The sequence below is a fragment of the Bacteroidota bacterium genome (assembly GCA_016195025.1).
GTDB lineage: Bacteria > Bacteroidota > Bacteroidia > Palsa-948 > Palsa-948 > Palsa-948.
This window is the reverse complement of sequence record JACQAL010000033.1, coordinates 15,560-37,172: the sequence shown is the minus strand read 5'-3', so window position 1 is coordinate 37,172 and position 21,613 is coordinate 15,560. Positions and strand designations below refer to the sequence as shown.

Sequence of the window (21,613 nt, the reverse complement as noted above, 5' to 3'; positions counted from 1 at the left end):
AAGGGAGAAATCTCCTCATTCAGGGGGAGATTTCTCACCCTCAAAGCAGGGTTCGAAATGACAAACCTCTATAAATATCTAATCTGAATAATGTCTAATGAAAAAGATACTTTTCATTTTGTTTTTTCCTTCGTTTCTGTTTTCACAACAGAAAAAAATTGATTCGCTGGAAAAACTTCTTTCGGCTGCAAAAAAAGATACCAATAAGGTAAATATTCTGAATACCCTTTGTTGGGAGTATTATAACAATGGCTCTGAAAAATCCTTGGAATATGGTAAAGAAGCACTAAAACTCGCAGAGCAATTGAATTATAAAAGAGGAATGGCAAGAAGTAATGTGCGAATTGGAATTGTGCAATGGGCAAAAGGGCAATATCCCGAAGCACTGGATTCGTATTTCAAGGCGATTAAAATTTATGAAGCCATGGGCGACAGCGCAAAAATTCCCGGCATACTGAGCAATGTGGGAAATATTTATGCGGCAATTAATAAAACCGATGAAGCATTGCAATATTTTAAGAAAGCATTGGATATGGACGAAAAGCTGAAAGATAAAAAAAGTATTGCTGTTTCTCTTGCCAACATCAGCAATATTTATAACATGAAAGAAAAACTCGATGATGCATTGCTGTATAGTTTAAAAGCACTGCAGATAAAAAGAGAGCTTAATGATAAGCGCGGGTTAAGTATTACACTCAATGACATCGGGGTGATTTACGAAAAAAAATTTCAATATAAAAAAGCGCAGGACTATTATTTTGAGGGGCTGAAAGTTTCACAGGATATTAATGAAGAACCATCCATTGTTCTCTCCTATTATAACCTTGGTATTTCAAGCAGAAAGTTAGATAAAATGGAAGATGCAATAAATTACTTAAAAAAATCTTTTGAAACCGCAACTAAAATTGATGACAGGCAAGGTGTAATGGAAGCGGCTTATGAATTATCAGAAACTTATGCAAAGGAGAATAATTATAAAAATGCCTATGAGTATCATCAGAAATATGTTCAAACCAAAGACACGCTTCTCAACGAAGAATCCAGCAGGCAAATCACCGAAATGCAAACCAAGTATGAAACGGAGAAAAAAGAACAGCAGATTACTTTATTGAATAAGGATAAAGAATTACAGGATGCACAACTGAACAGACAGAAGATTGTGATTTGGTCGGTTGCCGGAGGATTTTTAATTGTGTTGATGCTTTCCATTTTTATTTTCCGCGAAAGGAAAAAATCAGAAAAACTTCTGCTGAATATTCTGCCTGCCGAAACAGCGAAGGAATTAAAAGCAAAAGGCAAAGCGTCTCCGAAATATTACGAGAGCGTAACCATCATGTTCACCGACTTCAAAGGATTCACCACCATTGCAGAAAAACTTTCTGCCGAAGAATTAGTTTCCGAATTAGATTTTCTTTTTAAGAAGTTTGATGCAATCATTTCCAAGTACAACATTGAAAAAATAAAAACAATCGGAGATGCATACATGTGCGCAAGCGGATTGCCGACTTCCAATTCAAATCACGCGGAGGAAATTGTAAAAGCGGGATTAGAAATACAAAATTGGATGATAGAACAAAATAATAAATGGCAACTGCGAATTGGAATTCATAGCGGTGCTGTCACGGCAGGAGTGGTAGGCGATAAAAAATTCGCTTATGATATTTGGGGAGACACAGTGAATGTTGCATCGCGCATGGAGTCATCGGGCGAAGCGGGGAAAATAAATATTTCGGGCGCAACGTACCAAATCCTTCAAGGTTTTCAAAACCTTGAAGGATTAGAATTCAAGTTTCGCGGAAAAATTCCTGCAAAGAACAAAGGAGAAATTGAAATGTATTTTGTTGCAGGATGAAATTATTTTTTATCGGCAGCAAAATCCATCACGCAGGTCCATTTTTCTTTTTTATGCGGCTGAATGGAAACGCCCACATACTTCAACGATTTATCCATTAAAGTTTTTCTGTGTTCCACCGTGCCCTGCCCTTCGTCAATTAAAAGATGAATTACAATTGCCAGTGCTGTGTTATTTCCATAGTCGCAGTTTTCGGCAATAGCTCCGTAAACCTCCTTGAACTTTTTCATGCGGAAGTCAAAACTTTTTCCATCGGAAGTAAAATGACCTAGGTTTCCCTTTTTGCCTGTGTCCTTTGCGTGTTCAACTGCTTCATCAGTTAAATCCTGTTTCACAGTAAGAACTTCCATTGTTTTATATTTTGACTGCAAATCATTTTTAAGTGAGCGGCTGAATGAACTTTCTTTTGTCTTGGTGGAGTCCATATATTTCTGCAAAAAAGTTTTTGCAAACAAATCCGGTTTCAACCGGGCAAGATTTGTGAAGAGCACGACTTTTTTTTCTTCATCTGAATAGGAAGTTTCATTTTTTGCTGTGTTGGCTTTTTGAATTGTTGCGTCATCCCATCCGTCTATTACAGCAATTGGTTTGCTGAAATTGAAAAATAGTGTTGCTGCGGAAATAAGAATAATTAATTTTTTCATAAATTATTTTTTATTTGATTCTGATGAATAAACTTTTTCGCCATTCACAAAAGTATAAATCACTTTCACATTCGGAACTTCATCCATATTTATTTTCATAATGTCTTTATCTAAGATAATAAAATCGGCAAATTTATTTTTTTCAATGCTTCCTTTTTCTTTTTCCTCGAAGTTGGCGTAAGCCGCCCAAATGGTCATTCCTTTTAAAGTTTCTTCGCGTGTCAAAGCATTTTCCATTTGAAAGCCACCTTCAGGGAACCCTTTCAAATCTTTTCTCGCAACCGCTGCATAAAACGTGTACATCGGATTTATATTTTCCACAGGGAAATCGGTTCCGAGCGCAACCATCCCTGCCGCTTTCAATAAATCTTTGTAGGCGTAAGCATATTTAATTCTTTCTTCTCCCAACCTGTCTTTTGCCCAGTACATATCGGAAGTTGCGTGGGTTGGTTGGACGGAAAGAATTACATTATGATGATTTGAATATTCTACCATTCCTTCTTCCATTGCCCATGTTGGTTTCGAATCCTCAATATCTTTTTTAGAAAGAACCTGACAGTGTTCTATCCTCCATCGTGTTTCGATTTTACTTGGAATCTGGCTTTCTTTTTTCAATCTATCCATAATTATATTTGTATAGGTATTTAAAATAAATCGTATTGCAGAATCACCAATACAATGCGTGTTCATTTGAAATCCCTTTTCAAACATTTTCTTTGCCATCTCCTTGAAATATTCCGGCTTGCTGAGTAAAAATCCTTTCCAACATTTTTTATCAGAATAATCTTCCAGCAGGCAAGCGCCACGCGAGCCAAGTGCGCCATCGGCATAAAATTTAAAGGAGCGCACATTTAATCTGTCGGTCTTGTAAATTCCATGTTGCAAATAGTAATCCAGATTTTCCTTGTTGTCGGTGAGCATTGCGTAGACGCGCATTTTCAGTTCATCGTTTTTTTGCATTTCATCTATTAAGTCCACAATTTGTTTTTCCAAACCAGCATCGTCAACAGTTGTCAAACCAACGGCAAAACAATTTTTCTGTGCGGCAAGCAACGCGGCTTTCATTTCTTCTTTTGATGGCGCTGGAATTATTTTCGCGACCAAATCCATCGCGTTGTCTAATAAAATTCCGGTCAGCCCCGTGATTTTTGCCGGAGAACCGCCCGATGTTTTTTCCCCTTCATAAAAAAGCAGAGCGCCTCCATCCACCTGCGTTGCGAAAGTGATGTTTGCTCGCCTGAGTGCTTCGCTGTTTACGAGCGCGGCATGACCGTCAATCCTTTTTAAGAAAACAGGAGTATTGGGAAAGAGTGAATCTAATTTTCTTTTATCAGGAAACTCTTTTATATCCCAATCGTTCTGATCCCAGCCGCGCCCTTGTATCCATTCGCCATGATTTGATTTTGAAAATTCAATCACGCGCTGAATGACTTCATCAAAAGATTTTGTTCCGACCAAATCAACTTTCTTCAAACCTAAACCATATCCGTAAAAATGACAGTGAGCATCAATGAGTCCGGGAAAAACGGCTTTGCCCTGTGCGTCTAATTTTTCTCCGTCATACTTTGCAAGAATAGAATCATTTGTTCCGACTGCAATTATTTTTCCGCTTTTAACAGCAAAACTTTCAGCAGTAGAAAAAGAAGAATCAACCGTGTAAACAACAGCGTTATGCACAATCAAATCAACTTTTTCTTTTCTTGTTGTGCAAGAGTAAATAGTAGAAAGTAAAAAGTAAAGAAAAAGTAAATTACACTTTCGTATTTTTCGTACTATTTCGCTTTTCGATGATTTCATGCATTCATGAATTCGCAAATCAACTGATGAAGATGATGCGTTCCTGTTTCGCGCTTGGGAGAATATCTTCCGCCTGCGTACATTCTGGATTTTATTCCGCGCTGAACGAGTTCCACAATCGCTTCGTCTTCACGTTCCACTTTGTCAAGAATTCCTCCGGCACCGCGTTCGAGCTTCATGCTGTCATATATATATGTAATGAAAGAAACTTTTGTCAAATCAGGTGCGAGCGGTTTCACAACATTAATGGATAATCCCCAGGGATAAAAATTGAACATCATGTTCGGAAACAGCCAGTAATAATACGCGGCAACTTTTTTTCCGTAGTCAGGATGATTGTTCGGAAGAATAAAATGTTCTTCTCCTCCTTTCGCAAGCGCAAGCTGCAGGTTGGAGTATTTATAAAGTTCGGTCGAATAAGTATTGTAATCAATTGCATTGCTGAGTCCCGGATGAATATATGGAATGTGAAAACCTTCGAGATAATTTTCGCAGTACAAACTCCAATGCGCTTTCACCAGATAATCTCGCGAACGAACGGATTCGTGCTTGAATTCATTCAACGGAAGAAAATACAAACGCTTTTTCATTTCTCCGATTACTTCTTCCAGTTTTATTTTTGGTTTCACGGATGCAAAAATCAATTTATCCCAAATTCCGAAAGGAATTTTTGGCAAATGGTCTTTCTCGCTCGGAAAATTTTCCACTCCTTCAAACTCAGGCATGGATTCAAATTTTCCGCTGAGCTTGAAACGCTTTCCGTGATAGCGGCAGCGCAGATTATTTTCAACGCAAGGACCTTCCACTACCAGATTTCCCCTGTGTGTGCAGACATTAGAAATGCAATGAATGGTATCATCTTTGTCTCGGCTGAGAAGAATCGGCTCATCCAGAAATCCTTCGAGCATTGTAGTGGGGAAACAAGCGCCCGGAACTTTTACATTTTCGGTTTCGCCAATGAACTGCCAGGTAGAAGCAAAAATTTTTTCTTTGGAAACATCAAAGCAATCTTTAGAGAAATAAAATTCAGAAGAAAGAGTTTCTGCTTTTCGAATGTCGCTGTCAACAAAAAACTTTTTCAAAGGAGAGGAATTGTTTTGCAAGGTATGTAATTCTTCTTTATGTAGAATTTGAGTTTTCATAGTAAAATAGATTATGAGTGAATGAAATCCTGAACGCGAAGTTGCGTCAGAAATAATTCCGATAGCTATCGGGATTGAAAAAGAAAAAAAATTTAGAGGAAGGTATTATCCTGCCAGTACCTGCAAAGAAAGCGTTTTGAAATTCCTGAATACATGAGGCAAATTTAAGAATTACCGCCACTGATTACCCAGATTAACACAGAAAAAAATTAGTGGCAATTAGTGAAATCTGTGGCTTAATTCTTCCGATGCACCAAATATGCGTTCGCCTGCGCGGTGGGCGTAATCACCACATCATTTATGTTCACATGCGCAGGACGCGATGCGCACCAGAAAATTATTTCGGCAATATCATTGGCAGTGAGCGGCTGAATATTCGCGTAAGTGGATTTTGCTCGCTCTGCATTTCCGTGAAAACGCACTATGGAAAATTCCGTTTCCACCAAACCGGGCGCAATGTTCGTCACGCGGATGCCGTGTTCGAGCATGTCAATGCGCATACTTTGGCTGAGCGCGTCAACCGCAAATTTTGTAGCGCAGTAAACATTTCCTTTCGGATACGCTTGTTTGCCTGCGAGCGATGCAACATTTATTATGTGACCTTTTTTATTCTGAATCATCAGAGGGGCAATCATCCGCGTTACATACAAAAGTCCTTTCACGTTGGTGTCTATCATTTTTTCCCAGTCATCAATGTCGCCTTCCTGTATAGGAGAAAGTCCGGAAGCAAGTCCTGCATTGTTGAGCAGCACATCAATTTTTTTCCATTCTTTTTTCAGTGATGAAATATTTTTCTCTACTTCTTTTCTATTGCACACATCAAAATTCAGCGTAAGAACTTTTACTTTGAATTTTTTCCTGAGTTCATCTGAAATTTTTTCCAGCCGGTCATTTCTTCTGCCGGTGATAATTAAATCATATCCGTTCTTAGCAAAAATTTCCGCGGAGGATTTTCCTATGCCGGAAGTTGCGCCTGTGATAAGTGCTATCATGCTTTACTTAATTTGCTATTCTTAATTCCAAATGTAAAATAAATGGATAATCCGATAAGCAGCCAGATTAAAAATCCAAACCAGCTTGAGAGAGGAATCTGCGCCATCATGTAGAAACAAAAAATTAATCCGAGAACGGGAATGAGAGAAAGATTTTTTGTGAAGGATAAAAATGTCATCGCAAGAGTGAGAATAATGAAAAGCCACATCGGAATTTTATCTTTGAATGCATCCCAGTTTCCATAAGAACAAAAATCATTCAGCCAATCTTTTTCGTAAACATAAATTAAAATTCCAGAGAGAATTAAAAGTGCAGGCATAATAAATTTTGAATTCAGATAAGGAGTTCTGAATTTTCCCTGCTGACGTTCCGGGTCATTCTGTAATTTCAAAACTCCTGCGCACACCAGCACAAATGCAAACAAAGTTCCCATCGAGCAAAGATTTAAAATTTCATCGCTCGGAATAAATAAAGCGGGAATCGCAACAACAAATCCCGTTGTGATGGTGGAGAACGATGGCGTTTGATATTTTTTGTGAATGGTAGAAAATCTTTTCGGCAGCAACCCATCGCGGCTCATGCTCATCCAGATTCGCGGCTGCCCCATCTGGTAAACGAGCAGCACGCTCGTCATTGCAATCACCGCGCTCACCGCAATAATTCCGGAGAGCCAGCCCATATTTAATTTTCCGAAAACAAAAGCGAGCGGGTCGCCAACGGCAAGCTGGTCGTATTTCACCATTCCGGTTATCACCAGCGCGGCAACTATATATAATAAGGTACAAATGATGATGGCATACATAATTCCTTTCGGCAAATCGCGCTCCGGATTTTTACATTCTTCCGCTGTGGTAGAAATTGCATCGAAGCCGATGTACGCAAAAAAAACTGCCGACACCCCTTTTAAAATTCCACCAACACCATTCGGCATAAAGGGATTCCAGTTGCTCGCGTCCACGTGAAAAATTCCGATTGCAATTACAAGAAGAACGACAGAAAGTTTGATGACCACCATTGCATTGCTCGCATTGCGCGTTTCTTTGATTCCAATGTAAACGAGCCAGGTGATAAAAATTACAATCGCCACTGCGGGAAAATCGGCAATGATCCTGAAACCTCCGAGTGTGGGAGCATTCAGCCAGGCAAGATAACCGGTGCGAATGTTTTCAGATAAATCGGAAAGCACAGCTCCTTTTGAAATTTCTTCCGAAGCCGTTTGAAAAAAATTGGAAGCAGAAACATAATCAATGCTTGCCCATTCGGGAATATGAATTCCGTGAATGGAACCGATTTGAATTTTGTCAAGCATTCCCGTGAAATAATCTGACCAAGAAACTGCAACAACAACATTTCCCACAGCGTATTCCATAATCAGCGCCCAGCCGATAATCCACGCGATGAGTTCACCGAATGCAACATAAGAATATGTGTAAGCGCTTCCCGAAACAGGAACCATCGAAGCAAATTCCGCATAGGCAAACGCAGCGCATCCGCAGGCAATGGCAGTGAAGATGAAAAGAAAAATTACTCCGGGACCGCCATCCGCGCTCGCAGTTCCTATGGTAGAAAAAATTCCAGCGCCAATGATTGCGGCAATTCCAAACGCAGTTAAATCGCGAACGCCAAGAGTTTTTGCAAGCGGAGTGTATTCGGCATCCGTTTCTCCTGCGTGAACTTGTTTGAGAATTTGCGAGATGGATTTTTTTCGGAAGAGATTGGAAAAATTCATTGGTGGGCAAAAGTAAAAAATTTTCTATGCGAGAATTTTTCTCAGGAAAGGAAACTTGTTCAGCAATTTTTCTTTATCGAGAATGAGCAGCATGGCGATGAACAAAAACGGAAGTGCAGGCATTTTATACCGCACTGCCGAACCGAGAATGGCGGTGGTAATTCCAACAAGCGTATACAATAAAATTACAATCGTCACGCAGAAGAGAAAGAGATGAAAGTTTTCTGAATTTATTTTGTGGAAGAACAAGCAAAGCAAAATGAAAAGAAGAATAAAAAAATTTTCAACGGCAGAAAAAAGCATGAGCGGATTTTTTGCTTCGAGCAAATGCGGACGGAAAAGAGAAATAAAAAAACCGAGCGGAGAGGTTTTCAGTAAACTTCCTGCCGATGGAAAAAGAACCGGAATATCAATTCTGCTTCCGGCTCCCTCCTGATTGTAAAAAATCCAGTAGGTTGTTGTGTCAATGGAATTATAAACTTTCCCTGTGTCAAGATAATTATCCAGCGTCCATTTTAAATAGGGAACGCCCGGTTTTATTTTGCAATAGCCTGGTTTATCCTTCAGCGGAATGATTCTGTCTTTTACATCTGATTTTATATAGATAAATCTTTTCGCCTGCTCATTCTCAAGATAACTTCCTCCACGCGAAAGATAAATGCTTTGCCGCTGTTTTTCAAAGAGCATAAACGGAAAATCGAAGTGGGGAAGCAGCAATCCGGCAGAAACGTAAAGAAGGAGAACAGCAGAATATTTCAATGCAGAAAAATTTTTATTTGACTTAACAATCCAAGTGTGAGCGATGAGCGCGGGCAGAATAATTAACAGAACATAAATTTTGGAAGCGGCAAGAAGCCACAGAAAAATCAGCAGTGAAATAAACCGCAGGAGCGAAAATTTTTCCTGAAGAAGTTTGAACCACAGGTAAATTGACATTCCCATTGAAAACAAAATCAATCCTTCTTTCAAAACCCCCGAGCCCCAGAAAAGAACGGAAGGAATAAAAAAAACTGCGATGAACAATTCCCGTTTTTTATTTTTCAGGTAAGGAAGAAAAGTTTTATAAATGCCCGCAAGCCCGGTGAAAGAGATAAAACACATGAATACTGTGTGCACATGATAATTCCCGAATGAGAATAAGCACACCAGCGCATTGAACCGAATCACCGTGCGCGTTTCGTTGTAAAGCCCTTGGTTAAATTCGCGCAGCCAGTAGCCGGTTTGTTCAATGTATGGATTGAGCGAAGCATCGTTGAAGCCGAGCAATAGTTTAATATAGTCAACAGGATTTTTGAAAAGCGCGCTGTAAAGAATTTTTCCATCGTCAAAATATAAAAATGCATCGGCTCTGTTTTGATAGCGGCTATAGTAAGAATAAAGCGCCCAGAATCCGAAACCAAAAATAATTTTCACCAGGAAAGCAAACGTGAAAGCGTTTTTGGAAATTCCTTCTGCAGAAAAAAAAGAAAGTTTCCGGATGAGAAAAATAAAAACTGCCGTATAAAAAATTGCCAGCAAAATCCCAATCATATTCTCAAATATAATTCAATATTAGTTATTGCCTCTTAAATATTACATTCGCAAAAAATGAAGCGAATAATTCTTTCTGTTACAAACGATTTGACTTCCGAACAGCGGGTTCACAAGGTATGCCTTTTTCTTCAACGTATCGGCTTTGATGTTGTGTTAGTCGGAAGATTGCGAAGAAAGAGTTTGCCGCTTGAAAAACGTTCCTATAAAACCAAACGAATGTTTTTGCTTTTTGAAAAAGGTCCCTTGTTTTATGCGGAATATAATTTGCATTTGTTTTTTTATTTGCTCTTTCACCGCGCAGAAATTTTAGTTACAAATGATTTGGATACTCTTCTTGCAAATTTTTTTGCCGCAAAAATCAACGGCTGTAATCTTGTTCATGACAGCCATGAATATTTCACGGGCGTGCCGGAATTGCAGGGTAGAAATTTTGCGAGGAGCAGTTGGAAAAAAATCGAGCAGTGGATTTTTCCCAAACTCAAATTTGTTTATACTGTGAATGATTCCATTGCCAAACTTTATAAAGATGAATATGGAGTTGATGTGAAAGTTGTAAGGAATTTTCCATTGTCAGCCACAAATAAAAAATTTATTTATAAAGCAAAAAAGGATCTTGAATTACCTGAAGAAAAAAAAATAATTCTGTATCAAGGTTCTGTAAATATTGACAGAGGGCTTCTTGAAACAGTGGAGACAATGCAATATGTAAACGATGCTGTGTTGCTGATTGTCGGAGATGGTGATATTCTTGAAGCAGTGAAAAACAAAACCGAAAAATTAAATCTTCGTGAAAAAATTATTTTCAGAAAAAAAGTCCCGTTTGAAGGATTGAAAAACTACACGGCATGTGCCGATATCGGGATTTCACTCGATAAAGACACAAACATCAACTATAAATTTTCTTTGCCGAATAAAATCTTTGATTACCTGCATGCGGCAGTTCCGGTGCTTGCTTCCAATCTTACGGAAATAAAAAAGATTTTTTCAAAATATGAAATAGGAATCATCATTGAAAATCACGAGCCGAAACACATAGCCGAAAAAATAAATTTCATGCTCGCCAACACTGACAAAATGAAAGAATGGAAATCAAACTGTCTTCTTGCTGCTAAAGAATTCTGCTGGGAAAATGAAGAGAAGATTTTAACGGAGATTTATTCCCGGTTTGTTTAAAGGCATGAGCAAATTAATTATTTTTACTTCTGAAAATTCCCTACAATGAACTTTAAGACACTTTTTTATTTTCTCTTTATTTTCCTGCAGAATATTTCTTTCGTTCAGGCGCAGCCCGGCATTGATTCTCTTCTTGCCGCGCTGAAAAATCCCAAGAACGATACTTCTAAGATCAATTTGCTGAACGAACTTGCCCAAAAGTATGCCGATAAAAATTCCTACGACCTCTCTCTGCAGAATGCTAACGAAGCATTAAAACTTTCCAAAGAAATAAATTATAAAAATGGAATGGCAACCGCGCTGAAAAATTGCGCCATCATTTATTATTACCGGGGAAATTACCGCGCCATGAAAGAATATTTGATGCAGGCGCTTCCCATACGGAAGGCATCGGGAACAAAAAAACAAATAGCAGGAGTGTATTCAAACATTGGCGTTGCCTGCTGGTCAATGGGTGATTATGTGGGCGCGCAGCAATCTTATCTCGAAGCGCTGAAAATTGCGGAAGAGTTGAAAGACAAAGATGGAATTGCAACCATTGAATTGAATCTTGGAATTCTCAGCGCGAGCCGTGAAAAGTACGATGAAGCGCTCACGTATTATTTCCGCTCGCTGAAAACGCACGAGGAACTCGGAGAAAAAAAAGCAGTTGCCAATGCCTATTCAAACATTGCGAACACGTATCATTCATTGAATGATTTGAAAAATGCCTATGATTATAATATGAAAGCGCTGAAGATGCGTGAAGAAATGGGCGACAGCAACGAACTTGCAAGTTCATACACGAATATTGCAAATGTATTTTCTGCTATGAAAGAGTTCAAAAAAGCAGATAAGTATGAGCAAAAAGCATTGTACATAAAAAGAAAACTCGGAGATAAAAACGGAGAAGGATTGATTCTTCTGAATATAGGCGAACATCTTGCTGAAACAAATCGCGCACCAGAAGCCATTGCATACATTGAAAATTCGCTGGCGCTCGCTAAAGAAACCAACGACCTGGAACTGGTGAGAAATTGTTATGACGGATTGTACAATGCCTATTTTAAAACCGGAAAGTTTGAACAGGCGCTGAAAAATTACCGGGAGTTTGTAAAAGCGAAAGATAGTTTGCTGAATGAAAAAAATGTTCAGAAAATCACCGAAGCACAGATAAATTATGAGTTTGAAAAAAAGCAGCGCGAGGAAGAACTCGTTCAGAAGCATAAAGACGAACTTACGCAGGCAGAAGCAAAACGCCAGGCAGCTATACGCAATTTTTTCATAGCGGGATTTGCCCTGATTCTTGCAATCGCCCTTCTTATTTTCAGAAGTTACCGTCAAACGCGGAAAGCCAAAAGCGAAATTGAATTTCAGAAAACAATTATCGAACAAAAAAATAAAGACATTACCGACAGCATTAACTATGCGCAGAAAATTCAGGATGCGTTTCTTCCCGCCAAAGAAATAAAATACCGCCTTTTCCCCAACGCGTTTGTTTATTTTACACCGCGCGATATTCTCAGCGGAGATTTTTACTGGTTCGCTGAAAAAAAAGGAGTGCGCTTTATTGCTGCCGTGGATTGTACCGGGCATGGAGTTCCGGGCGCGCTCATGAGCATGATTGGAAACCGCCTGCTGAACGAAATTGTTCTGGAGAAAACTATCCGGAAGCCCTCCGAAATTTTATTTCACCTGCACCAGGGTGTGCGCGCTGCGCTCAAGCAGCATGAACAACAATCGGAAAGCCGCGATGGAATGGATATTGCTCTGCTGAGTTTTCAGGGAGAAAATGTGGAATTTGCCGGAGCCATGCGCCCGCTTTATCTGGTGAGAGAAGCCGGCATTCTGGAAGAAATAAAAGGAAATAAATTTTCCATAGGCGGATTAATGACGCAGGAGGAATATGAATTTACCAATCATTCTTTTTCCGCGAAGCAGGGCGATGCGTTTTATATTTTTTCCGATGGCTATGCCGATCAATTAGGCGGAGCGAAAGGGAAAAAACTCATGACAAAAAACTTCAAGGAGCTGCTGCTCGCCAATTCCAACCTCACCATGCCCGAGCAGGAAAAAATCTTGCACGAAACATTTATGAAATGGAAAGGTAACAAAGAGCAGATTGACGATGTGCTGGTGATTGGAGTTAAAATATAAAAGCAAAAACAATTAAACAATTAGTGGAAGAAAAACAAAAAGAGATTCTCGACAGCATTCATTACGCAGGCCGCATTCAAAAGTGCATGATGCCCACCGAAAAATACATTGACAAAACATTGAAACGCCTGATGAAAAAATAATATATTTAAACTCTAAAAACTTTCACGATGGAAACACTTGACCCGGCCAGTTTTTTTATTTTCTACAAGCCGAAAGATATTGTAAGCGGTGATTTTTATTACGCACTCTCTTATAAAAACCCAATCACGGGCAAAGAAACTTTTTATATTTCTGCGGCTGACTGCACGGGACATGGTGTTCCGGGAGCTTTTATGAGCATGCTCGGCATTTCTTCGCTTAACGAAGCCATTCTCGAAAAAAATATTTTCCATCCGAGCGAAATCCTGGATGATATCCGCACCACCATTGTCACTTCGCTCAACCCCGAAGGCAGCGATGAAGAAGCCAAGGACGGAATGGATTGCGTGCTGTGCGCCTATAATTTTGATGACCGAATTTTACATTTTGCTGCGGCAAACAATCCTCTTTGGCTGGTGAGAAACGGGCAACTCACCGAGTACAGGTCCGACAAAATGCCGGTGGGAAAATATGGCGATGAAGAACTCCTGCCCTTTACTCATCAAATAGTAGAATTGAAAAAGGGCGATACAATTTATATTTTCACCGATGGCTTTGCCGACCAGTTTGGCGGACCGAAAGGAAAAAAATTCAAGTACAAACAACTTGAAGAAAAAATTATGGAAAGCCATAAACTTCTGATGGAAGAGCAGAAAAAAAATCTTGCTGCTGTTTTTGAAAAGTGGAAAGGCAACTTTGAACAAGTGGATGATGTGCTGGTGATTGGCGTGAAGATATAGATTCACAAAAAATATTTTTTCCATTCTTCCATTCTTCCATTCTTCCTGCCGATGGCTATCGGGATTTCCCTTCTTCAAAGGTGTTAGTAATTCCTGATTATTTTATTCCTAAATATTTTATCTTCGACACTCAAATTTCAGAATAAGAATTTATGTCAACGCTTGTGAAAGAAAAGGAAATAGAAACTTCAGTCGAAACTGCTCAACAGCTCGGATTGCTTCCCGAAGAATTTGAAAAAATAAAAAAGATTCTCGGTAGAACTCCCAACTTTACTGAACTCAGCATTTACTCCGTGATGTGGAGCGAGCATTGTTCCTATAAAAATTCCATCAAGTTATTAAAAACACTTCCACGCGAAGGAAAAAATTTGTTAGCAAAAGCCGGAGAAGAAAATGCCGGCTTGGTTGATATCGGAAATGGATTGGCGTGCGCGTTCAAAATCGAATCGCACAATCATCCTTCAGCGATTGAACCGTATCAAGGAGCGGCAACAGGAGTTGGTGGGATTAACCGCGATATTTTCACGATGGGCGCGCGACCGATTGCGCAATTGAATTCTCTCCGCTTCGGAGATTTGAAAATGGAGAAAACAAAATGGCTGGTAAAAGGCGTTGTGAAAGGAATCGGTGATTATGGAAATGCCTTTGGAATTCCCACCGTTGGCGGAGAAGTTTTTTTTGATGAATGTTACAATGTGAATCCGCTCGTGAATGCAATGAGCGCGGGAATTGTGAAAGTTGGCGAAACTATTTCTGCCACTTCGCACGGAGTCGGAAATAAAATTTACATAGTGGGTTCTGCTACCGGAAAAGATGGAATTCACGGAGCGGCTTTCGCTTCAAAGGATATATCGGAATGCAGGATATGGGCGCAGCGGGAATTACCTGTTCTACTTCCGAAATGTCTGCAAAAGGAGAACACGGAATGAAAATTTATCTCGATAAAGTTCCGCTTCGCCAGCAAAATATGAGCGCGTGGGAAATTCTTCTCAGCGAATCGCAGGAAAGAATGTTGCTCGTTGTGAAAAAAGGAAAAGAAAAATCTGTCGAGCAGATTTTAGATAAATGGGATATTCCTTACGCGGTGATTGGAGAAGTTACCGATACAAAACGTTTGGAATATTTTCTGAACGGAGAATTAGTTGCCGATGTTCCTGCCGAATCATTGGTGCTTGGCGGAGGCGCGCCCGTTTATACGCGCGAATTCAAAGAGCCGGCTTATTTTTCAGAAGCGAAAAATTTTTCTGCGGAAAAAATTAAAGAGCCGAAGGATTTAAAAGAGTCCGCAAAGTTTTTGCTTTCGCATCCGAATATTTGTTCGAAACGCTGGGTGTACAACCAATATGATTCAATGGTCGGCACAGTGAATCAAAGCACAAATTTTCCGAGCGATGCCGCGATTGTAAATTTGAAAGACACAGATTCTGCGCTTGCATTCAAATGCGATTGCAACGCGCGTTATGTTTACGCTGACCCGGAAGTTGGCGCTTCGATTGCAGTTTCTGAAGCGGCAAGAAATATTGTTTGCTCAGGCGGAGAGCCGCTCGCGATTACAAATTGTTTGAACTTTGGAAATCCATACAACCCGGAGGTGTACTGGCAATTCGTTGGCGCAATAAAAGGAATGGGAACTGCCTGTAAAAAATTCGGAACACCTGTTACGGGAGGAAATGTAAGTTTCTACAATCAATCTTCCTACGAAGGACCCGTGTTTCCAACTCCGACAATCGGGATGCTGGGAATTTTAGAGAAGAAAAATAAAATGACTTTGAATTTCAAACAAGAGGGAGATTTGATTTATATCATAGGAGAAATGCGCGATGATATGAACTGCTCGGAATATTTATATTCATTTCACAAAGTGAAATTATCTCCGACTCCGTTTTTTGATTTGGAAGAAGAATTTAAAGTTCAGCAGGCAGTGAAAAATTTAATCCGGAAAAATTTAATTCAGTCCGCGCACGATGTTTCGGATGGCGGACTTTTTATCACACTCGCAGAATCTTCCATATACGGAAATATCGGCTTTGACATCAGCACCGATGAATTCATCCGCAGCGATGCATTTTTGTTCGGAGAAAGCCAAAGCAGAATTGTTGTGACTGTTGCTGCAAAGGACGAAGATATTTTCTTGGATGAAATGATGAAAGGCGATGTGGATTTTTCTTCGCTCGGCACGGTGATGGGCGATGAAATGACGATTGACGAAGAAACTTTTTTTAAAGTGGAAGAAGCAAAAAATATTTACAATACTTCTTTGGAAAATCTTTTGAAATGAAAAAACAAATCGTCTTATTGTCTTATTGTTGTATTGTTTTTTCTCTTTCCGCGCAAACTTCCTCAGAACTTTTGAAATCTGCCAGGGAGAAAGAATCTAAAAATGATTTCAGGGGAATGATTGAAGATTGCTCGCGTGCAATTTCTCTCAAAGCCGATTTTGACAGCGCCTATTGCCTGCGGGGATTCGCCTATCTGAAAGCGCTCGATTTTAAAAATGCATCGGATGATTTCGGAAAAACAATCAAACTGAATTCAAAATATTCAGACGCTTATTTTTACCGGGGAATTATGAAGGCGGCAAAAGAGGATTATGTGAGCGCCATAAAAGATTTTTCAAAAGCAATTGACACGAATCCGTCTAATCCGAAAGCGTATTACAACCGAGCCATTGCCAGCGCGTATCTTTCCAATTATGCCGATGCCATAGAGGATTTAACCCAGGCAATAAAAATCAAGCCCGATTATCTCGAAGCATATTACAGCCGCGCGTACTGGCAGGATTTGAGTGGAAGTTATTACGAAGCCATTGACGATTATAAAAAAGTAACGGAGTTAAATCCGAAATATGTGGAAGCATACATTGGTATGGCAACGGTGAAGTATATGAATAAAGAAAAACAATCGGCCTGCGAAGATTTGCAGAAAGCCATTTCAATAGGAAGCATTAAAGCGGAAGAACTCAGTAATATTTTTTGTAAATAAGATTACACCGATGCAAAAAAAGATTACATCGATTAAATTTATTCTTACTTCTTACTTTTTTCTTCTTACCTCTTTCCTTATTGCTCAACCAAGCATTTCATCCACCATTACCAATGCAACCTGCGCAACAAGTGCGGACGGAAGTATTTCTGTTTCTGTTTCGGGAGGAACTTCTCCTTATACGTATCAGTGGCAGCCGGACGGTCAAACTACTTCAAGCATTACGGGACTTACGCCCGGAAATTATTCCATCATTGTTACTGATAACACCGCAAGTTCTGTTTCGGGTTCATTCATTGTCGGTCCTACTCCCATAAAAAATGATACGGCAGGAAATATTCAGCATCCTTTTTGCACCAGCAACGGAAGCATTATTCTCGGCATTTCGGGCGGAAACGGTGCATACAGTTATTCGTGGAATACGGGAAGCACCAATTCTTTCATTGAGCAATTGGGCGGAGGAAATTATTCCGTTATTGTTACCGATGCAAAAAGTTGCACCGCTTCTTTTTCGTTCGACCTGAATGAAGAAACCTGTTTTGTTTCTCCCGAAAGTTATTTTACTCCGAATGATGACGGCATCAATGATACCTGGCAAATTGCCAATGCAGAATATTTCAACAACATTCATTTAATTGTTTTCGACCGGTGGGGAACAAAAGTGGTGGAACAACGCGAAACATACAAGCCGTGGGATGGAAAAAGTTATCTCGGCATTCCTGTTCCTGTTTCGGTGTACTATTATTTTTTCTACCAGGATAAAAACGATAAAGAGAAGGAAGCAAAAAAAGGAAGCGTAACCATAATGAGATAAAATGAAAATTCAAAATTCAAAATTCAAAATTCAAAAGAGAACAGCCCTTGCCGGAATTTTACTTTTGACTTTTAACTTTTCTCTTTTGACATGTTCCGCACAGCAAACTCCGCAGTACACGCAGTTCATGCTGAACAATTACGGAATGAATCCTGCCGCTGCCGGAGTTTCAAATAATAAATACGAAGCCCTTGCAGGCGTGCGCAGGCAGTGGATTGGATTTGAAAATGCTCCGAGTACGGAATTTTTTAATGTGACCACTTACTACGGAAACAAAAACAGTTTGACGCACGGCTGGCACGGAGTGGGCGCGTATTGGCAAGGCGACCGGCTGGGAAGCGTAATTGCTACCGATGATTTTTATGCTTCGTACACCTATCTCATGCGCATTTACCGCAAAGGATTTATTGCATTCGGAATGGCATCAGGCGCGCGGAGATATAATTTCGGCTTGTCACAAATTTCTTTTGACCCAGCAGTTAATTCAAAACATCTCTGGCTTTATCCCGATTTTATTCCAGGAATAAAATTCTGGAACAACAAATGGTCGTTTGATTTATCGGTTAAGCAATTGTATAAATATAATCTCAAACAAGGCGGAGATATGATTGGCACTCCCGGAACACTTCCTCCGCATTTTTATTTTGCCGCCACAAGAAAATGGTGGCCGCTCTCTTATTTGCTCGTGCTGCAATCGCTTCATGTAAAATATAATTTTGCTACGCTTCCTTCTTTTGATTACACCCTGCTTGCTTACCTGAATAAATATTTTGCAGTGGGATTGTCCTACCGCCACTTTGATGCCATAGCCGGCATTGTTCAGTTCCGTTTCGATAAATTAGTAATCGGGTTTGCATACGATTATACCATTGCGCCTTACCGGCTTGGTTTTGCAAATTCGCAGGAAGTGATGCTCGGGCTTTCTCCTTCGCCTTATTCCGATGGCGCTGACAATGCAAAGCATTACCGCACGGCAGAGTGCCCCACTTTTCAATATTGAGTTTTTTCTTATTGGAAAAGAATTTTTTAAATGAAAAAGTTTTTCAAAAAACTCTGGCGCATTTTTCTGAAAGTTTGTTTGTGGTTTTTCAGTATCAGCATTCTGTCTGTGATTTTATTCCGCTGGGTCCCCATTCCGGTTACTCCGCTCATGCTTATTCGCTGCGTTCAGCAAACATTCGACAGTAAGCGGGAAGTGAAACTGAAAAAAAACTGGACAGCACTTTCAACAATTTCTCCCAACCTTCAACTGGCGGTGATTTGTTCCGAAGACCAGAATTTTTTTTCGCATCGCGGTTTCGATTTCGATGCCATTGAAAAAGCAATGGAGCACAATAAAAATCACAGGCGCAAGCGCGGAGCCAGCACCATCAGCCAGCAAACCGCCAAAAATGTTTTTCTCTATGACGGAAGAAACTGGCTTCGCAAGGGCTTTGAAGTATATTTTACTTTTCTCATCGAAACCATCTGGAATAAAAAAAGGATTCTCGAAGTGTATCTGAATGTGGTTGAGTTTGGCGATGGAATTTATGGCGCGGAAGCCGCTTCGCAGGAATTTTTTCACACCTCTGCAAAAAATATTTCGCGCTCTCAGGCGGCATTGCTTGCTGCCGTGCTTCCCAGTCCGCAAAAATTTTCTGCCAAGAATCCGTCTGCGTTTGTCCGCAAACGACAGCAGTGGATTCTTGAACAGATGGAAAACTGGAGGGAGTTAAATTTTGAGAATGAGAAAAAATAAAATGCCTGTTTTATATTCAAAACCAACTTATGTTTGAAAAGATTTCGGAAGGGTGGATGAATGGAAGAATGGATGTCTTCCAATCATCCAATCTTCCAACCATCCAATCATCCAATCATCCATTTGTATTTAATAAATGCTTGCCGTTGCCGCTGCAGTTGGTCCTTTTTTGATGACCACTAAATATTTACTGTTCTCCCAGAATTTTTGCGGGTCGGTAATTTTCAGCCATTGCACTTCTCCGTTCGCTCCACGCACAATTTCATAACTATTCGTGTTGTGATTGGTTATGATTTGAACACTCTTGCTGAAAACCGGAATGGAAGTGTAATTGAGAATATCTATCTGGTTGAAATGTTTTCTGTCAAAATCTTTTTTCAAAGCCGTTGCGCTTCCCAATCCTATGATGCCGCCTTCTTTTTCCACCACGTTATTTTCTTTCAGTTCCTTGTAAGTGCCAACGGTGTAATACGCGGTGTGAAGTTCTTTTTCTTTTGCCGCTAAATCGGCAGATTGTTTTTCAACCGCTGCTGATTTTTCTTCCAGTTCTTTTTTTCGCAGTGCAAGTTCATCGCTGATGGAAGAGCGCATTTGGTTTGCCATGTCTAAGTCCTTCTGCAGCGATTCAATCTGCACGGTGAGAGATTCATTTTTTGATTTGAATTCGTTCAGCCGCTTTGAAATTTTCGCCATCTGTTTTTCAAACCGCTGAATGCGGGTGTCTTTTGCTCCCACCTGCGCGCGAAGATTATCAATCATCTCGTGGTTTTTTTTCATCACTGTTTCAAGGGCGTTGATGGAACGCGCAATGCGGTCTTCATACGTGCCGCTTGTTTCTTTGCCCAATGGAGGTGCAAGAATTCCTTCGCGGGCGTTCAGTTCCGCCAGGTTATTTTCTATGGTGGAAAAGGTTTTTGCATTTTTCGATTGAAGGTCACCGGTCTGAATCTTTAATTCTTCTTTGTATTTATTTTTTTGCATTCGTTCATAAATTCCAAATGCGCCTGCGCCAATGAGCCCCACGCACAGTAAAAGAAGAATTGTAATGTTAAGCCCGCGTTTTGCCCCGCTACCAGTGTTGCTGCTTTCTTGTGTAGTTTCCATGATGTGAAATTTTATTCCCGCTAAAGAGCAGGAGAGTTGAACTTGATTTTTTCTTTTGAAAATAAATCCTGTTCCAAAAAATAAAATGCGTGAAAGAGAAAAATTTTCAGTAAACAGAAATTAAAATTCTCTTTTCAGAAAAAATTTCCCGAAATGAATATGAAATAAAAAAATTAAAGGTTGTAGAAAATTCTCGCGCCTGCCGAATGCTGCAAAGCAAGTTTCGGATTTTCTCCGATATTTATTTTTTCTAGGGAAGGATTGTAAAGCAACTGCAATGTCCACTTCTCGCTTGCGGCAATGTTTAAACCAAAACCTGTAAATGTTCCCAATCCGGTTCCGCGCAGGTAACTTGCGTGATACGTTGCAAAATAGGGTTGCATGTAATAAAAGGAAAGGTCAATCACTAAATTATTTATTGCAATCTGATTCTTTATATATTTTGTGTAATTAATCAGCGGTCCGCCTTCAACAAAAAAATTCATAGATGAATTCTCTCCTAAAATTCTCCGGTAACCCGCCTGAATAATCAATCGCTGTTCGCCTCCTGCGATGGAAAAGGTTTTCAGGTTTTCATAATTCGGCTGCGAGTAACCGACTTGCGGATTGGTAAGTTGAATGCTGAAATTTCCGCTGAGCGAAAGTTTGGATGCGTTCACGTTTACAATCAATACATCTTTTTTCGTAAAACCAAAATTCATTTGGAAGCCAAACATAAATGCCGAATTATATTTCATATTGATGGGCATATCTGTTTGGTCAAACGTCCATCCGGTATGGTCTACGCCCAATGCGGCAGCCACCTGGTCCGTAAGCCCGTTGCCTCCGCCAAAATCATTTACAATTCTGCGGTACATGAATGAATTCAGAAAATCATTTCGCTTTCCGTTTTCGTCATAGCCCCAGCCGTCATAAAGGTTGGAAGTATTTTTATTCGCAAACAAACTTCCGAGATAAATTCCGGCATGAAATCCCTTGGCGCCTTTCAGGTTTCTGAAAGGTTTTTGTTCTTCCTCATCTTGAGAAAACCCTTCGACTCCGCTCAGGGTGATGAAAAGAAAAAGTAAAAGAGAAAAAAAATAAAACCGTTTCATT

16 protein-coding genes and 1 pseudogene are annotated in these 21,613 nt (G+C 39.9%); 9 read left to right on the top strand and 8 right to left on the bottom strand.

Features of this window, described 5'->3' with window-relative positions; translation table 11 throughout:
* Positions 1 to 97 precede the first annotated feature (97 nt).
* Positions 98 to 1,852: a tetratricopeptide repeat protein gene (locus HY063_06245; protein MBI3501377.1), complete on the top strand. Its 1,755-nt coding sequence runs from the start codon at positions 98 to 100 to the stop codon at positions 1,850 to 1,852.
* 2 nt (positions 1,853 to 1,854) lie between these two features.
* On the opposite strand, the gene HY063_06240 is transcribed toward HY063_06245, so the two are convergent.
* The 6 genes from HY063_06240 to HY063_06215 all read right to left on the bottom strand — a co-directional run bounded on the left by HY063_06240 (position 1,855) and on the right by HY063_06215 (position 9,687).
* Positions 1,855 to 2,496: a CAP domain-containing protein gene (locus HY063_06240; protein ID MBI3501376.1), complete on the bottom strand. Its 642-nt coding sequence runs from the start codon at positions 2,494 to 2,496 to the stop codon at positions 1,855 to 1,857.
* Positions 2,497 to 2,499: 3 nt separating this feature from the next.
* Positions 2,500 to 4,293: an amidohydrolase gene (locus HY063_06235; GenBank protein MBI3501375.1), complete on the bottom strand. Its 1,794-nt coding sequence runs from the start codon at positions 4,291 to 4,293 to the stop codon at positions 2,500 to 2,502.
* The gene (locus HY063_06230; GenBank protein MBI3501374.1) at positions 4,290 to 5,375 is read right to left on the bottom strand and encodes an aromatic ring-hydroxylating dioxygenase subunit alpha; all 1,086 of its coding nucleotides are present in this window, start codon (positions 5,373 to 5,375) and stop codon (positions 4,290 to 4,292) included. Before HY063_06230 ends, HY063_06235 begins: the two co-directional genes overlap by 4 nt.
* A 296-nt stretch (positions 5,376 to 5,671) precedes the next feature.
* On the bottom strand, positions 5,672 to 6,427 hold the full coding sequence (locus HY063_06225; protein MBI3501373.1) for an SDR family oxidoreductase: 756 nt from the start codon (positions 6,425 to 6,427) through the stop codon (positions 5,672 to 5,674).
* On the bottom strand, positions 6,424 to 8,157 hold the full coding sequence (locus HY063_06220; GenBank protein MBI3501372.1) for an amino acid permease: 1,734 nt from the start codon (positions 8,155 to 8,157) through the stop codon (positions 6,424 to 6,426). Before HY063_06220 ends, HY063_06225 begins: the two co-directional genes overlap by 4 nt.
* 24 nt (positions 8,158 to 8,181) lie before the next feature.
* Entirely contained in the window at positions 8,182 to 9,687 is a 1,506-nt protein-coding gene (locus HY063_06215) for a hypothetical protein (GenBank protein ID MBI3501371.1), read from the bottom strand.
* Between the two features lie 57 nt (positions 9,688 to 9,744).
* Between HY063_06215 and HY063_06210 the strand changes: the two genes are divergently transcribed.
* The 8 genes and pseudogenes from HY063_06210 to mtgA all read left to right on the top strand — a co-directional run bounded on the left by HY063_06210 (position 9,745) and on the right by mtgA (position 19,414).
* The gene (locus HY063_06210; protein MBI3501370.1) at positions 9,745 to 10,863 is read left to right on the top strand and encodes a glycosyltransferase family 4 protein; all 1,119 of its coding nucleotides are present in this window, start codon (positions 9,745 to 9,747) and stop codon (positions 10,861 to 10,863) included.
* A 45-nt stretch (positions 10,864 to 10,908) separates the two neighbouring features.
* Positions 10,909 to 12,999 (top strand): tetratricopeptide repeat protein, encoded by a 2,091-nt coding sequence (locus HY063_06205; protein MBI3501369.1) that lies wholly within the window; start codon positions 10,909 to 10,911, stop codon positions 12,997 to 12,999.
* 170 nt (positions 13,000 to 13,169) lie between these two features.
* Positions 13,170 to 13,880, top strand: a complete 711-nt coding sequence (locus HY063_06200; protein MBI3501368.1) for a serine/threonine-protein phosphatase — start codon at positions 13,170 to 13,172, stop codon at positions 13,878 to 13,880.
* A gap of 152 nt (positions 13,881 to 14,032) precedes the next feature.
* A pseudogene (locus HY063_06195) lies at positions 14,033 to 16,158 on the top strand (phosphoribosylformylglycinamidine synthase subunit PurL).
* A complete protein-coding gene (locus HY063_06190; GenBank protein MBI3501367.1) occupies positions 16,155 to 16,862 on the top strand; it encodes a tetratricopeptide repeat protein in 708 nt (235 codons plus the stop codon). Before HY063_06195 ends, HY063_06190 begins: the two are co-directional and overlap by 4 nt.
* Before the next feature lie 10 nt (positions 16,863 to 16,872).
* Positions 16,873 to 17,676, top strand: a complete 804-nt coding sequence (locus HY063_06185; GenBank protein MBI3501366.1) for a gliding motility-associated C-terminal domain-containing protein — start codon at positions 16,873 to 16,875, stop codon at positions 17,674 to 17,676.
* A 1-nt stretch (position 17,677) separates the two neighbouring features.
* Complete coding sequence (locus HY063_06180; protein MBI3501365.1) at positions 17,678 to 18,676, top strand: PorP/SprF family type IX secretion system membrane protein; 999 nt, start codon at positions 17,678 to 17,680, stop codon at positions 18,674 to 18,676.
* Positions 18,677 to 18,706: 30 nt separating this feature from the next.
* Positions 18,707 to 19,414, top strand: a complete 708-nt coding sequence (gene mtgA, locus HY063_06175) for a monofunctional biosynthetic peptidoglycan transglycosylase (protein MBI3501364.1) — start codon at positions 18,707 to 18,709, stop codon at positions 19,412 to 19,414.
* Between the two features lie 129 nt (positions 19,415 to 19,543).
* Here mtgA and HY063_06170 read toward each other — a convergent pair whose 3' ends face one another.
* Positions 19,544 to 20,518: a hypothetical protein gene (locus tag HY063_06170; protein MBI3501363.1), complete on the bottom strand. Its 975-nt coding sequence runs from the start codon at positions 20,516 to 20,518 to the stop codon at positions 19,544 to 19,546.
* A 173-nt stretch (positions 20,519 to 20,691) separates the two neighbouring features.
* Positions 20,692 to 21,612 (bottom strand): hypothetical protein, encoded by a 921-nt coding sequence (locus HY063_06165; protein MBI3501362.1) that lies wholly within the window; start codon positions 21,610 to 21,612, stop codon positions 20,692 to 20,694.
* Position 21,613: the final 1 nt, after the last annotated feature.

What these genes read in the sequence shown, in the direction of transcription:
- HY063_06245 (MBI3501377.1), top strand. Translation starts at nt 98, where the DNA reads ATGAAAAAGATACTTTTCATTTTGTTTTTTCCTTCGTTTCTGTTTTCA.
- HY063_06240 (MBI3501376.1), bottom strand. Translation starts at nt 2,496, where the DNA reads ATGAAAAAATTAATTATTCTTATTTCCGCAGCAACACTATTTTTCAAT.
- HY063_06235 (MBI3501375.1), bottom strand. Translation starts at nt 4,293, where the DNA reads ATGAAATCATCGAAAAGCGAAATAGTACGAAAAATACGAAAGTGTAAT.
- HY063_06225 (MBI3501373.1), bottom strand. Translation starts at nt 6,427, where the DNA reads ATGATAGCACTTATCACAGGCGCAACTTCCGGCATAGGAAAATCCTCC.
- HY063_06220 (MBI3501372.1), bottom strand. Translation starts at nt 8,157, where the DNA reads ATGAATTTTTCCAATCTCTTCCGAAAAAAATCCATCTCGCAAATTCTC.
- HY063_06215 (MBI3501371.1), bottom strand. Translation starts at nt 9,687, where the DNA reads ATGATTGGGATTTTGCTGGCAATTTTTTATACGGCAGTTTTTATTTTT.
- HY063_06210 (MBI3501370.1), top strand. Translation starts at nt 9,745, where the DNA reads ATGAAGCGAATAATTCTTTCTGTTACAAACGATTTGACTTCCGAACAG.
- HY063_06205 (MBI3501369.1), top strand. Translation starts at nt 10,909, where the DNA reads ATGAACTTTAAGACACTTTTTTATTTTCTCTTTATTTTCCTGCAGAAT.
- HY063_06200 (MBI3501368.1), top strand. Translation starts at nt 13,170, where the DNA reads ATGGAAACACTTGACCCGGCCAGTTTTTTTATTTTCTACAAGCCGAAA.
- HY063_06190 (MBI3501367.1), top strand. Translation starts at nt 16,155, where the DNA reads ATGAAAAAACAAATCGTCTTATTGTCTTATTGTTGTATTGTTTTTTCT.
- HY063_06185 (MBI3501366.1), top strand. Translation starts at nt 16,873, where the DNA reads ATGCAAAAAAAGATTACATCGATTAAATTTATTCTTACTTCTTACTTT.
- HY063_06180 (MBI3501365.1), top strand. Translation starts at nt 17,678, where the DNA reads ATGAAAATTCAAAATTCAAAATTCAAAATTCAAAAGAGAACAGCCCTT.
- mtgA (MBI3501364.1), top strand. Translation starts at nt 18,707, where the DNA reads ATGAAAAAGTTTTTCAAAAAACTCTGGCGCATTTTTCTGAAAGTTTGT.
- HY063_06170 (MBI3501363.1), bottom strand. Translation starts at nt 20,518, where the DNA reads ATGGAAACTACACAAGAAAGCAGCAACACTGGTAGCGGGGCAAAACGC.
- HY063_06165 (MBI3501362.1), bottom strand. Translation starts at nt 21,612, where the DNA reads ATGAAACGGTTTTATTTTTTTTCTCTTTTACTTTTTCTTTTCATCACC.